This is a genomic window from Janthinobacterium sp. FW305-129 (assembly GCF_020858115.1).
Taxonomy (GTDB): Bacteria; Pseudomonadota; Gammaproteobacteria; order Burkholderiales; family Burkholderiaceae_D; genus Janthinobacterium.
Map to the genome: position 1 here is coordinate 1 of NZ_JACYMM010000025.1, position 13,004 is coordinate 13,004.

Consider the following 13,004-nt stretch of genomic DNA (forward strand, 5'->3'; position numbering starts at 1 on the left):
TTGCCCGCTGCTAGCAGTGCTCGCACTGCGTCGCAGCGGGCGCCTTGCATAGCATCCGGTTCTGTTCGTCATAAATTCACAATAATTTCCTGAGGATTACTTAGCCTTGCCAGGTGGCTGGGTTCGTCTGCGCGGCGCCACGCAAGATAGTAGAATAGCCAGGCCTTGCTGACACGCAAGGCACTCACGGCATGCCGGCAGCGGGGCGTCAACCACGCCGCCGCGCGGACATGCGCTTGCAAGGTTCACCTTGCCCCTGGCTGACTGCTCTCACCCGACATGACAGAATCAAGCGCATCCCTCGTGGACAAGCCCGGCAGCGGCGACAGCTCGGCGGAAATTGCCGAGCATATGGCGGCCGCCATCGTGGCGCGCCAGTTACCGCCCGGCACGCGGCTGCGCGAAGAGGCGCTGTGCCGGCTGTATGGCGTCAGCCGCACCAAGATCCGCGCCGCCCTGCTCATACTCTCGAAAGACAAACTGATACGCATGGTGCCCGACAAGGGCGCCTTCGTCAGCCAGCCCACCGAAGCGGAGGCGCGCGACATCTTTGCCGCGCGGCGCGTCATCGAAGCGGCCCTGGCGCGCGAATTCGTCGCCCGGGCCAAACCTGCCGACTACAAGATGCTGGAACGGCACCTGAAAGCGGAGCGCCTTGCGCTGGCGCAAGCGACGCCGTTGCGCTCGCAACTGCTGGGCGACTTCCACGTCTTGCTGGCCGATATCGCCGGCAACGCCGTGCTGCGCGACATCGTGCGCGAACTGGTGGGCCGCAGCTCGCTCATCACCATGCTGTACCAATCGGGCCACGATGCCGCCTGCTCGTGCGACGAACACGGCCGTTTTCTCGACGCGGCGCGCAGCGGCGACGCGGACCTGGCGGCGCGCCTGATGGTCGAACACCTGGCGCACGTGGAAGCGGCCTTGCGCTTCGACGGCAGCGCCGGCGACGCCAGGAAAGACCTGGTGGCGGCGCTGCTGATGTAAGCGGCGCCAAAAGAAAAGGCCGCCCTGCTGGTGCACGGGCGGCCTTGTCACTGCTTGCGGGAAAACTGGCTATTCGCCCAGGTAAATGAACTTGAACAGGAAGATGGCGGCGATGATGTAGGCCACCACCGATACCTGCTTGCCCTTGCCCGTCAACAGTTTCAATACCGCATAGGTGATGAAGCCGAAGGCCACGCCGCTGGCCACCGAATACGTAAACGGCATCATCAGCGCCGTGATGGCGGCAGGGATGCTTTCCGTGCTGTCATCCCAGTCGATGAAGGTCAGTTCGCGCAGCATCAGGCAAGCCACGTACAGCAGCGCGGGCGCCGTCGCATACGGCGGCACCGTGTGCGCCAGCGGAGCAAAGAACAGGCTGCCCAGGAACAGCAGCGCCACGGCGACGGCCGTCAAGCCCGTGCGGCCGCCCGCCTGCACGCCGGCAGCGCTTTCCACGAAGGCCGTGGTGCTGGACGTGCCCAGGCAGGCGCCGGCCGCGATCGCCGTACTGTCGGCCAGCAAGGCCTTGTTCATGCGTTCCATCTTGCCGTCTTTCAACAAGCCGGCACGGTTGGCCACGCCCATCAGGGTGCCCGTCGCATCGAACAATTCCACCAGGAAAAATACCAGCACCACGTTGACGATGCCGATCGACAGCGCGCCCATGATGTCGAGCTTGAACAGGGTCGGTTCGATGGCGGGCGGCGCGGAGACGATGCCGTTGAACTGGTTGCCGCCGACGAAGAAGCTGGCGATGGTGATGGTGAGGATGCCGATCAGGATGGCGCCCGGCACTTTCAGGCGGTCCAGCGCGACGATGATGAAGAAACCGAGGATGGCCAGGATGGGCGCCGCCTTGTGCAAGTCGCCCAGCGCGATGATGGTGGCGGGGTTCGACACCACGATACCGGCGCTTTTCAGCGAAATGATGGCCAGGAACAGGCCGATACCGACCGTGATGGCCGTGCGCAGCGCGGGCGGGATGCTGTTGATGATCATCTCGCGTATCTTGAACAGGCTCACCAGGATGAACAGGCAGCCGGAAATGAAGACGGCGCCCAGCGCCACTTCCCAGCTCATGCCCATGCCCTTCACCACCGCATACGAAAAATACGCGTTCAAGCCCATGCCCGGCGCCAGCGCGATCGGGTAATTCGCGTACAGGCCCATGATCAGGGTGCCGATGGCGGCCGCCAGACAGGTGGCAACGAAGACGGAGTCTTTCGGCATGCCTGCGTCGCCGAGGATGGTCGGGTTGACGAAGATGATGTAGGCCATCGTCAGGAACGTGGTCAGGCCGGCCAGCAGCTCCGTGCGCACATTGGTTCCGTTGTCCTTCAGTTTGAAATAGCGTTCCAGGAACTGCATGATTAACCCCTTGTTTTGGTAAAACCGCGCGCCTGGTCTTGGACTATGCGCATCTTTTTCTTGCAACTATTTACTTACTTGCCCGGCGCGCCGGCCGGCTTGAAGGCCCACCAGCGGCTGCCCGCGAAATTCCACACCAGCCCGATGCCCGTCGCCAGCACCTGCGCCAGCCAGTAATACCAGCCCAGCTGGTGTACCAGCAGCCACATCAGGCCCGTATTGATGCACCAGCCTATGCCCAGCAGGGTGAAATACTTGGACGCCGCCTCGCCATGGCCCTTGTCGCTCTTAAACGTGAAAAAGTAATTGAGGAGGTAGTTGACGACGGAGCCGAGGATGTAGCCGATGCCGGACGCGGCGGCGGCGCTGATGCCGGCCCATTCCACGCCGCCCCACAGCACGCTGTATTGCACGGCCGTGCCGGAAGCGCCGACGGCGGCGAAACGCAAAAATTGGTGATGCAGGGAATGGGACATTGTCAATTTTCAAATAAGACGATAACAATCGCCAGGATCGGGGCAGAATAAAAAATGGCTACGATTGCTCGTAACCATTTTTCAGCCTGCATTTTACTGCAAGTTGCGCCCAACGTTCATATTCGCCGCCGCTACTCCACGGCTCCGATGCCTATTTCTTGACTTGACGGCGCCGGCGCAGCCACACGCACAGCGCGATCAGCAGCAAGATGCCCACGATGCCGCCCGGCAGCATGAATGGCTGCGCCCGCGCCAGCAGCGGTTTTTCGCCGCCGCTGCGCGCCTGCGCCACGTAGGCGGGCGTGACGGACACGTCCGGGTTGCCATACTGTTTCAGCACGTAATTGGCGATCGAAGCGATCTGCTCGTCCGTCAACGGTTGCACGTACGAGCGCTGGTCGAAGCGGGGCATGAACGCTTCGTGCTCTTCCCCTTCGATCTTGCGCTCGACGCCAAACAGGATGGCCGAGACCAGGTTGGCTGGCGTGCTGCCGCCCGTCGCCGTGTTGTTGAACAGGGCCGGATAGCTTTGCCCCGTGCTGCCGGCGCCGCTGGCCGAATGGCAGCTGGCGCAATAGCCGGAAAACAGCACGGCGCCGCTGTTGAGCGAGTGGTGCTCGGTGGAACTGGCCATGCCGCGCAGCAGCGGTTCTTCGCTGGCCGCGCTGCCATGGCTGAAGGCGGCCTTGGTCTGCCCCGGCGCGCGCACGGGCGGCACCGTACGCAGCCACGCGACGATGGCGGCCACGTCATCGTCGCGCAAGAATTGCAGGCTGTTCTGGATAGCTTCGGCCATGCCGCCCGCCGCCTGTCCCTTGCCTTCCACGTGGCCCGTCTTCAGGTAGGCCGTGAGCTCCGCATCCGTCCACGCGCCGATGCCGCTAACCTTGTCGGACGTGATGTTCGGCGCATGCCAGGAACCGAGCGAGGCGCCCGCCAGGGTCTGGCTGCCGATTTCCGCCATCAGCGCGTTGCGCGGCGTATGGCAGGCGCTGCAGTGCGCCAGGCCTTCGGCCAGGTAGGCGCCGCGGTTGATCTGCGCGCTCTTGCCTGGATCTGGCACAAAGCGTTTATTGTCGAGGAACAAGGTGTTCCAGCCCAGCATCGACAGGCGCACATTGAACGGGAATGGCAAGGCCGTCTGGCGCGCCGGTTCATCGACGGGTTTGACTGCCTGCATGAAGTAGTAATACAGGTCGCCCACGTCCCCGTCCGTCAGCTGCGCGTAGCTGGTGTAGGGCATGGCCGGATACAGATGGCTGCCATCGGCGCGCACGCCTGCGCGCAGGGCGCGCGCAAAGTCCGCTTCGCTGTAATGCCCGATGCCGCCTTTTTTCGACGGCGTGATATTCGTGGCATAAATCGTGCCCAGCGGCGAGTCGATGGCGTAGCCGCCCGCATACGGCTTGCCGCCGGCTGCCGTATGGCAAGCCATGCAATCGGCCGCGATGGCCAGGTAGCGGCCCCGCTCCAGCCGCGCATCGGACTGGGCAGCGGCAGGCGCGGCCGGACGGTCCGGCGTCAGGGTGACGGGCGGCGCCGGCGGCACAGGTGGTAAAGCACGCGCGGCCAGCGGCAAGCCGGCCGCCAGGGTCAGGCCCAGCAAGAAACGGCGCATCATGCGGCCTCCCTTGCCAGGGTGCGGGCGATGTCGTCGGCCGCACGCAAGCCGAGCGCGGCCATGCTGAGTGTCGTGTTGACGACGCTGGCCGACGGCATGGCGCCGCCGCCCGGCAGCCACAGGTTGGCATGGTCGTGGGCGCGGCAATTGCCGTCGACGACGGAGTCAGCGCGGTTCGAACCCATGATGACGCCGCCCATGATGTGGTTGTTCGCATTCAGGCTGTCGGTGATATGGAATTCCACGGCGCCGAACAGCTTGCCGATGTGTTCCAGCTGCGCATGCGCGGCCTTTGCGCCATCGCGCACGTAGTCGCCCACGTCATAGTAAATATCGGGACAGGCCAGTCCCAGCGGGTCCTTGCGCGTCTTGCTCAAGGTCAAGCGGTTGTGCGCCTCGGGCAAGGGTTCCAGGCTGATCGACAGATCCACGCCGAACGCGGCGCGGCGGCGGATCTCGTCGTCGAGATCCTTGCCCACCAGGCCCAGCTTCAGCGATTGCTGCGTAGCAGGTCCCACGCGGGTGATATTGTTCAGGATCATCTTGTTGGCTGAATACTGCGCGCGGAAGGCGCCGTCGCGCGGTCCCACCAGGCAGCTGCTCTGCGCGGGGCCACGTCCCGTCCAGATCGGCTCATTGGCGAGGAAGGTACAGTGGAAACCCGAGTGGTCCATCATGTTGCGGCCCACCTGGTCCGAACTGTTGGCGATGCCGTTCGGATTGTTCCGGTTGGCCGCCAGCAGCAGCAAACGCGGCGTTTCGATGCCATTGCAGGCAATCACGAAGGCCTTGCCCGTCGCCATGTGCGATTGTTTCTTGGCGTCATACCAGTGCACGGCCGTGACGCGGTTGTTCTGGTCCGTGTCGATGCGGTAGACGACGGCCTCGGCCAGCACGCCAGCGCCCTTCAGCTCGGCACGTTCCACGTGGTGGATGCCGTTGTACATGGCGCCGATGGGGCAGATCGGCTGGCAATTGTTGTTGCCGCAGCACGTGGGACGGCCCTGCCATGGGCGCGTCGAGCGGCCTTGCGGGATCGGCACGGACCGGTAGCCGTGCGGGTTGACCACTTCGGCGAAGCGCTTGTCGCCATAGCCCCAGGGCACCATGTCCATCGGGTACGGCGCGCTGCGCTCGCTGGGCGACTGCAGCGCCGGATCGTTGGGGCCGGCCACGCCCATTTCCTGCTCGGCGCGGCAATAGTACGGTTCCAGTTCATCATAGGAAATGGCCCAGTCGCGCCCGACGCCGTAATCGCTTTTCATGCGCATGTCGGACGGCAAATGGCGCCAGCACGACGCGGCCCAGTGCCAGGTCGTGCCGCCCACCGTGCGCAGATAGCCTTGCTGGAAACTGCTGCCGTTGGGGCCGGACAATTCCACATAGTTGTTCTTTGGGAAATACAGGGGCGCGGGCGCGTTGTCCGCCTGCGGATACAGGCCCTGGAAGTCGGAGCCGACGCGGTTTTCGAACGGCATGTTGCGCCAGTTTTCCACGGCTTGCCCCCGCTCGATGCGCAGGCCCGCTTCCAGCATGATCACGGAATGGCCTTGCGCGGCCAGCTGGTCGGCCATCATGGCGCCGACGACACCCGTGCCGACGATGACGACATCGGCGACGACGTCGCCATTACTCTTGAATTGCGGTGATTTCATTTTGCTTACTTGCCTTTCGGTTCGGGAGTGCCGGTGGTGGCCGGGGCCGGTACGGGTTTGGGCGCCACGGGCGCGGAGACGCGCACGGCCGGCGGCGCCTTCAGCCACCACAGGGGGCCGTAATTGCAATAGGTCGGCACGACCTGGCCATCGGCCACCGTGCGGTACATCAAGGCTTCCGCATACGCGACGACGATGGACTTCGTGCCTTGCGCCGCATTGCCGGCGACGGTGCCCGTGTACCAGGCGGCAACGATGGCCAGCGCCAGCTCGCGCAAGCCGGCGTCCGCGGCTGTAGCGGCCGCCAGCAGCGCCTTGGCTTCCTGGCCCGTTACGAGCAGCGCGCCCAGCTGCGGCAAGCGCCCGGCGAAGCCGGGCACGTTCGTGCGCATGGCTTGCTCGATGCGCGCCGCCGTCGCGGCGGACAGGTCGCGGTGTCCCGTGATGGTTTGCGACAAGGTGTAGAACAGCATGGTCGCGGGCGCCGGGCCGGCAGCCGGGGCGCTGGCTGGCGCCTGCATGGCGGCCGAGAGCGGATTGCTCCAGAAACCGGCCTGCGCCAGCAAGGCGGCCAGGCCGATCAGGGCGTGACGGCGGCTGATGCGGGGAAGGGATGAAACGGATGATGCAGATGGTTCGCTGTCTGGATGGTGCATGAGACTCCCGCAAGACTTATGGTTTTATTGACTTCGATGATTGCGTTACATTGCATATGAGCATATGGAACCGGTTCCATATTATCCTACAGAAGTAAATTGTCTGCCAATGCAGTATTACTACTGAGAATTTTCCTTGTGCGATTGCGCCGTTTCGCGCAGGCGAAACGCCAGGCCCGGCTGGCCGCCCAGGCGGTAATGGAAATCGAGCACGCTGCCGCCAGCCAGGACAGGCTTGCCCGGCAACGCCAGCGGGAGGTTCAGGCTGCAATCATGGTCTCCCAGGACGATATCGCCATGCACGCGGATGCGCGTCAGCAAGCGCGGCGCCTGCTCCAGCACGTCTGGCAAGCGGATGCTGGCGGCAGGCAGGCTGCCGCCCTGCCCGTCCTGTGCGTCCTGCCAGGCGCGCATAGCGTCACCATCGAGGGCAAACACGCGCCCCCAGTCGGCGCACGGCTCGCCGGGGCTGCGCCGGTCCAGGCCCAGGTGCACGGTGACGGCCGCCGGCAGCAGCGCCGCCCCGGGCGCCTGCGCGTGCAGATTGCGCAGGATGGCCACCTGCGGCTCCTTGCCCAGCGCCGTATTCATGGTTTCGCTGACGATCACGTCCGGCATGGCGCCGGCAGGAATGTGCCAGGCGGCCGCGTCGGCGCAAACATACGCGGCAACGTGGCCGTCCAGGCCCAGGGCTGCAATCAGCTCGCGCGCATACGCCAGGGTTTCGGCATGCACGTCGAGGATGGCAAACTGCACCTGGCTGGCATCGAACACGGCCATCACGGGCAAGGCCAGCAAGGCGAATGGCCCGCAGCCCGCATACAGCACGCGCACGGGCCGCCCGCCGCCCACGTCCAGCCGCTCGCGCACGGCCAGCGCCAGGCCCTGGATGAAGGCGGCGCTGCGGTAGGGCTCACGCGCGCACAGCCCCGCCTGCACGGGCGAGATGGCCCAGCCGCTGGGCAGGAAACTCTCGCCATCGCGCAAGCCGTCCTGCCGGTCCATGGACAGGCGCGAGTGGCGCTCGACGAGCTGGCGCAGCCGCACCGTTTCGCCGACCAGGCTGGCCAGGGAGCGCCGCGGATCGCACAGGGCGGCCGCGAGGGCGGCCAGTTCCGCGCGTGCCGGCGTCATGCGCAGCTCCGCTGGCGGAGCGGGATACGGACAGAATGCATGCGGCCTCCTTGAAATGATTGCAAGTACGGGGAAAAATTGGCAGCATAGCAAATAAATAAACGCCTGCGCATTTGCCGCCATCCGCTATCAGCCGTCAAACCTACCGGAGCACCGATGCACGCCTTGCCGCTTTCCGCCCCCTACCAGTTGCGCGCCCAGCGCGACGACGACGATGACTTTGCCGCCGCGCTATACAGCTCCACGCGCGACGACCTGCGCCAGATGCCGGCCGAGCCCGCCGTCATCGAACAGCTGGTCGCCATGCAGCGGCGCATGCAAAGCCACGGCTACCGGCAAGCGTATCCGCACGCCGCGTATCTGGTGTTGCAGCACGGCGACACCCCCATCGGCCGCCTGATCCTGGACCGCCAGGGCGAGGTGCTGCACCTGGTCGATATCGCCATCCTGCCCGCCGCGCAAGGCCAGGGCGCCGGCAGCGCCGTGCTGCGCGGCCTGCAGGCGCAAGCGGGCGCGGAGCACTGCCGCATCCACCTTGCCGTCAACAAAAGCAACGCCGCCGCGCGCGCGCTGTACCAGCGGCTGGGTTTTCGCCTGCGCGGGGAAAACGACGTCCAGGAACAGCTGGAATGGAGCGCGCCGTAGTGCCGGCGCCCGGCACGCCCAGCACCTGGCTGCAGTTGCCGCTACGCTTTGACGTGGCGCGCCTGCAGCGCGACAGCGACCAGTTCGCCGCCAGCGAATGGATCAGCCATTTCAATACGGGCGCCTACGACAGCGGCTGGAGCTGCGTGCCGCTGCGTTCGGCCGGCGGCCAGGCCAGCCACATCATGCCCGTCGACGGCGCCGCCTACGCCGCCACGCCGCAACTGGCGCGCTGTCCCGGCCTGCGCGATGTGCTCGCCAGCTTTGCCTGCGAGATCAACTCTGCGCGCCTGCTGGCGCTGGCGCCGGGCGCCCTCATCCGCGCGCACCGCGACGCTGGCACGTCGCTGGCTGATGGCTTGATCCGCATCCACATCCCCATCCACACCTCGCCGCAGGTGCTGTTTACCGTCGATGGCGAGAGCGTGCATTTCACGGCCGGGCACGCCTGGTACATGGATGCCAGCTGCCTGCACGCGGTACACAACCAGGGAAGCGCGCCGCGCATCCACCTCGTGCTGGACTGCGTCACCAACGCCTGGCTCGAAGCACTGTTCGCCGCGGCCGGCTTCGTGCCGAAAGCGCCCCCCAAATATGGCGACCCCGGCATCAATGATGGCAATGTGCGGGCCGTCATCGCCCAACTGCGACTGTCGCCCTCGCCTGCCAGCCTGGCGCTGGCCAGGGAATTGGCCGCGCTGGCCGACGGGAGCGCGCCATGAGCGCCGCGCCGGGCCTTGCCCAGCAAGAACGTCTGCTGGCCAGGGGCGAGACGGTGACGTGGCACGAGGGCATGGATCTGCGCGGCTGGTATCCGCTGTACGTGGAACGCGATGATGTGCTGGCCGGCGCCGCCCTGTGCTGGCGCGACCTGGGAGAAACGGTCTTCAGCGACGCCTTCTTCGTCAATACGCTGGCGCGCCAGCCGCATGAGGAGCGCCGCGTCTGCCGCACGCCGCTGGCGGCGCTGACTACGCTCGCCGATGGCCTGGCGCCAGACGTTTTCATTTTTCACGTCTCGCGCTGCGGTTCGACCCTGCTGAGCCGGCTGCTGGCATCCTTGCCGCAATGCATAGTCATGTCCGAGCCGCCCGTCATCGACTCGCTGCTGCGCCTGTATCACGACAGCGGCGACGCGGCTGCCTGCATCACCCTGCTGCGCCAGGCCATCCTGGCACTGGGCCAGCGCCGCTCCGGCGCGGAGACCCACCTTGTCATCAAGCTGGACTGCTGGCACATCCACAGCCTGGACTTGCTGCGGCAAGCGTTTCCCGCCACGCCCTGCCTGTTCGTCTACCGCGAACCGCTGGCCGTGCTCGCCTCGCACCAGCGCCAGCGCGGTCCGCAAATGGTGCCCGGCATGCTGCATCCGGCGCAGCTGCCGCTGCCCGCGCACCAGCTGGCGCCCGGTGATCTCGATGGTTATACGGGCCTGGTGCTGGCCAGCCTGTTCGACGCCGCACGGCCCCATGCGGCCGCCGGCCAGTTGCAGTTAATCAACTACAGCCAATTGCCGGACTTCCTGTTCAGCGACTTGCTGCCCCGCCTCGGCATCGCCCCCACGGCCGCGCAGTTGCAGACGATGCGCGCACGGGGCGGCGTGCATGCGAAATACGGCACGCCCTATCACGGCGATGCGCCCGTGGCCGCGGCCGGCTGCCTGACCGCCATCGCCGCGCAGCTGCAGCCGGCCTATCAAATGCTGGAAGCGCTACGTCTGCATGCGGAGCAACGCAAATACTTTCCATAAAAACAATTTTCTAACAAGGAGACATATCGACGTACCCGATGGAGACCATGCGACATCTAGCTGCTCAACTGCGGCGCCCTTGCAAGCAACCTGAAACTGACCCTCACACCATGATAAAAAAAATGACATTGGCAGTACTCTTTACCGCCCTGCTTCCCTTCTGCGCATGCCAGGCGCAAGCCCTGGCGGAAGCGAAACCCGTTTCCACGGAAGTCAGCACCACCCTGACGCCCGACATCGGCGGCATCAAGCAAGTAGTGGAAATCAGGACGGACGATGTGAACAAACCCGTCCTGCTGTTTTTATCGGGCGGCCCGGGAAGCTCCATGATCAAGGGCGCGGATGCCTTTACGAATATCCTGAAAAGCAGATTTACGATTGTGCAATGGGATCAGCGGGACGCGGGCAAAACCCTGAAACTGAATCCGTCGCCCACGCAGCCATCCGTCGGGCAAATGGAGCAGGACACGTATCAAGTCATCCAATTTCTGCGCAAGGAATTAAAACAGGACAAGATATACTTGCTGGGCAGTTCCTGGGGCAACGTCCTGGGCTTTTATATCGTCAAGCATCACCCGGAACTGCTGCATGCCTATTTCGCGTCGAATCCTGTCGTGAGCCAGCTGGAAAGCGAGAAGGAATTGCTGCAAGCCTTGAAAGCGCACTTCAAGGACAATGCCGCCGCCAGTCAGGAGCTGGACAGCATCAGTTTTCCGTTTGCCAGTGACGAAAGCATGTTCTATTTAAGAAAATGGCTTTTTTACAAGGATGGCAAGGCATTTGCCACGAGCGAGGGCTTCAAGACGGGCTTTCTGCAATGGTCAAAGACCTGGTCGCCCGTCTGGAACGAGGTCATGCACATCGATCTGCCGAAGACCTTGAAGAGCGTCGACTGCCCCGTGTATTTCTTCGTCGGCAAGAACGATATCCAGACCTCGACCAGGATCACGCAAGCGTATTTCGACACCTTGAAGGCGCCAAAGAAGGGACTGTTTTTCTTCGAGCATTCCGGGCACCAGATACACCAGGATGAACCGGTGCAATTTCAAGAAGCCATCATCAAGACATTGGATGCGGCTGCCAAGTCCTGATGCAACGTCCCGTAGCCTGGCCTAGTCGCCGGCAATGCTTGCCGCGGCCTTGCGTATCAGTGACGCCACCGCATGGGCTTGCGAAATGTAAATGGCATGGCTGCCGGCGACTTCGACCACCGTCGAGCCCGCGCGTCCGGCCATCTCGCGCTGCATCGCCGGTGCAATCATCCTGTCCCCGGTAGCGACCAGGTACCAGCTGGGCTTGTGCCGCCAGGCCGGCGTGGCGACCACGCCGGTCAGGGCGGCCACGCCCCAGGGCACTTGCGATGCCGCCATGAAGTTGGCCTTGTGCCTGGGCACATCGGCGGCGAAGGCAGCCGCAAACTTTTTCTGGTCGAGCAGCAGGAAGCCATCGTGCGGCGGCAAGATCGGCGGCACGGGCGCGCCAGGCGGGGCATTTTTCAGCAAGGAATCGACAGACTCCCCTTGATCCGGCACAAAGGCCGCAATGTAGACCAATGCCCTGACCCTGGGATCGTTCCCCGCTTGCGTGACCACGGCGCCGCCATACGAATGGCCGACGAGAACCACGGGGCCCGGCGACGCGGCGATGACCCGGCCCGTCGCGGCCACGTCGTCCGCCAGCGAGAGCGTCGGGTTTTGCACAATAGCAACGTGGCAGCCTTCGTCACGCAGCGCCCGGTAGACACCTTCCCAGCCCGATCCGTCGACAAAACCGCCATGCACGAGCACGATCGTTGCCGACCCAGCACTGGTAACTTCATCCATTTCAGCCTCTCCAGGAAGTTGAAGGCGATGACAGGGTCGCAGACGCCCTGCTGCCTCCAGCTTAGCGCCGGATGCCTGGCGCGCTGTGCGGTGGATCAAGGGCCGGCGACATGGGTGTCATGCGGCCCCTGAAACGCAAAAAGCCCAACCGGTGAAGGCTGGGCTTTTCGATACTGCTGATGTTCTGGCTCCCCGACCTGGACTCGAACCAGGGACCTGCGGATTAACAGTCCGTCGCTCTACCAACTGAGCTATCAGGGAAAAGAGGCCGCATTTTATAGGGCAAACTTTCAGATGTCCAGACTTCGCCAGCGAAAAACGCATTTTTCCCTCGCTCGCTGGCGCGTTGCCGTTCAGCCGGGATTTTCCTGGGGGCTATAGTCAACGACCAGCACCCGCCCCAGCCATGGCTTGAGCAGCTCGACAAAGTCCAGGTGGGCCGGATGGGTCAGGTAGACGTCGCGCGCGCCAGCGCCGGCAAAGGTGAGGCTGAAGCAATCGGTAAAACCATCGTCGAGGCCTTCCGGGCTGACGTTCGGCCCCCACTCGAATTGCAGGATGCCGGGAATGCGGTGTTTCAACTGGGAAAATTCATACACAAGCTCGGCATGCTTGGCAGAAGTGATGCCGTCAAGGAAGTCGCACAGGACGATATGGCGCAAGGCGGAGGTACAAGTCATGGGAAGGTGCTCCTGAAGTGATGCATTCAGGATAGCGCAAAACGCGATCACGCACCGGCCAGTCCTGCTGGCAGGGGCGGAAAACAAAAAAGGCCATGTTTTTCAACATGGCCTTCCGAATTCTGGCTCCCCGACCTGGACTCGAACCAGGGACCTGCGGATTAACAGTCCGTCGCTCTACCAACTGAGCTATCAGGGAAAAGAGGCCG

13 protein-coding genes and 2 tRNA genes are annotated in these 13,004 nt (G+C 64.2%); 5 read left to right on the forward strand and 10 right to left on the reverse strand.

Annotated elements, in window-relative coordinates:
* Positions 1-279 precede the first annotated feature (279 nt).
* On the forward strand, positions 280-987 hold the full coding sequence (locus tag IGS61_RS27430) for a GntR family transcriptional regulator (RefSeq protein ID WP_230542459.1): 708 nt from the start codon (positions 280-282) through the stop codon (positions 985-987).
* A 69-nt stretch (positions 988-1,056) separates the two neighbouring features.
* Here IGS61_RS27430 and IGS61_RS27435 read toward each other — a convergent pair whose 3' ends face one another.
* From IGS61_RS27435 to IGS61_RS27460, 6 genes are all read right to left on the reverse strand, one after another.
* Positions 1,057-2,355 (reverse strand): NCS2 family permease, encoded by a 1,299-nt coding sequence (locus tag IGS61_RS27435; RefSeq protein ID WP_230542460.1) that lies wholly within the window; start codon positions 2,353-2,355, stop codon positions 1,057-1,059.
* Positions 2,356-2,429: 74 nt separating this feature from the next.
* Positions 2,430-2,831 (reverse strand): GtrA family protein, encoded by a 402-nt coding sequence (locus IGS61_RS27440; protein WP_070224166.1) that lies wholly within the window; start codon positions 2,829-2,831, stop codon positions 2,430-2,432.
* 151 nt (positions 2,832-2,982) lie between these two features.
* Positions 2,983-4,452: a c-type cytochrome gene (locus tag IGS61_RS27445; RefSeq protein ID WP_329958093.1), complete on the reverse strand. Its 1,470-nt coding sequence runs from the start codon at positions 4,450-4,452 to the stop codon at positions 2,983-2,985.
* Positions 4,449-6,107, reverse strand: coding sequence for a GMC family oxidoreductase (locus IGS61_RS27450; protein WP_230542461.1), 1,659 nt, complete (start codon positions 6,105-6,107; stop codon positions 4,449-4,451). Before IGS61_RS27450 ends, IGS61_RS27445 begins: the two co-directional genes overlap by 4 nt.
* 5 nt (positions 6,108-6,112) lie before the next feature.
* The gene (locus tag IGS61_RS27455; RefSeq protein ID WP_230542462.1) at positions 6,113-6,763 is read right to left on the reverse strand and encodes a sorbitol dehydrogenase family protein; all 651 of its coding nucleotides are present in this window, start codon (positions 6,761-6,763) and stop codon (positions 6,113-6,115) included.
* 120 nt (positions 6,764-6,883) lie between these two features.
* A complete protein-coding gene (locus IGS61_RS27460; protein WP_230542463.1) occupies positions 6,884-7,897 on the reverse strand; it encodes a hypothetical protein in 1,014 nt (337 codons plus the stop codon).
* A 156-nt stretch (positions 7,898-8,053) separates the two neighbouring features.
* Between IGS61_RS27460 and IGS61_RS27465 the strand changes: the two genes are divergently transcribed.
* The 4 genes from IGS61_RS27465 to IGS61_RS27480 all read left to right on the forward strand — a co-directional run bounded on the left by IGS61_RS27465 (position 8,054) and on the right by IGS61_RS27480 (position 11,383).
* Positions 8,054-8,542: a GNAT family N-acetyltransferase gene (locus tag IGS61_RS27465; RefSeq protein WP_230542464.1), complete on the forward strand. Its 489-nt coding sequence runs from the start codon at positions 8,054-8,056 to the stop codon at positions 8,540-8,542.
* On the forward strand, positions 8,527-9,264 hold the full coding sequence (locus IGS61_RS27470; protein WP_230542465.1) for an aspartyl/asparaginyl beta-hydroxylase domain-containing protein: 738 nt from the start codon (positions 8,527-8,529) through the stop codon (positions 9,262-9,264). Before IGS61_RS27465 ends, IGS61_RS27470 begins: the two co-directional genes overlap by 16 nt.
* The gene (locus tag IGS61_RS27475) at positions 9,261-10,292 is read left to right on the forward strand and encodes a sulfotransferase (RefSeq protein ID WP_230542466.1); all 1,032 of its coding nucleotides are present in this window, start codon (positions 9,261-9,263) and stop codon (positions 10,290-10,292) included. The genes IGS61_RS27470 and IGS61_RS27475 overlap by 4 nt, the downstream gene beginning before the upstream one ends.
* Positions 10,293-10,414: 122 nt before the next feature.
* Positions 10,415-11,383, forward strand: coding sequence for an alpha/beta fold hydrolase (locus IGS61_RS27480; RefSeq protein ID WP_230542467.1), 969 nt, complete (start codon positions 10,415-10,417; stop codon positions 11,381-11,383).
* A gap of 21 nt (positions 11,384-11,404) precedes the next feature.
* Here IGS61_RS27480 and IGS61_RS27485 read toward each other — a convergent pair whose 3' ends face one another.
* The 4 genes from IGS61_RS27485 to IGS61_RS27500 form a co-directional block, all read right to left on the reverse strand.
* Entirely contained in the window at positions 11,405-12,115 is a 711-nt protein-coding gene (locus IGS61_RS27485; RefSeq protein ID WP_230542468.1) for an alpha/beta hydrolase, read from the reverse strand.
* A 185-nt stretch (positions 12,116-12,300) separates the two neighbouring features.
* Positions 12,301-12,376, reverse strand: a tRNA-Asn gene (locus IGS61_RS27490).
* A 92-nt stretch (positions 12,377-12,468) separates the two neighbouring features.
* The gene (locus IGS61_RS27495; protein WP_230542469.1) at positions 12,469-12,795 is read right to left on the reverse strand and encodes a Dabb family protein; all 327 of its coding nucleotides are present in this window, start codon (positions 12,793-12,795) and stop codon (positions 12,469-12,471) included.
* A gap of 123 nt (positions 12,796-12,918) precedes the next feature.
* Positions 12,919-12,994 (reverse strand) — tRNA-Asn (locus IGS61_RS27500).
* Positions 12,995-13,004: the final 10 nt, after the last annotated feature.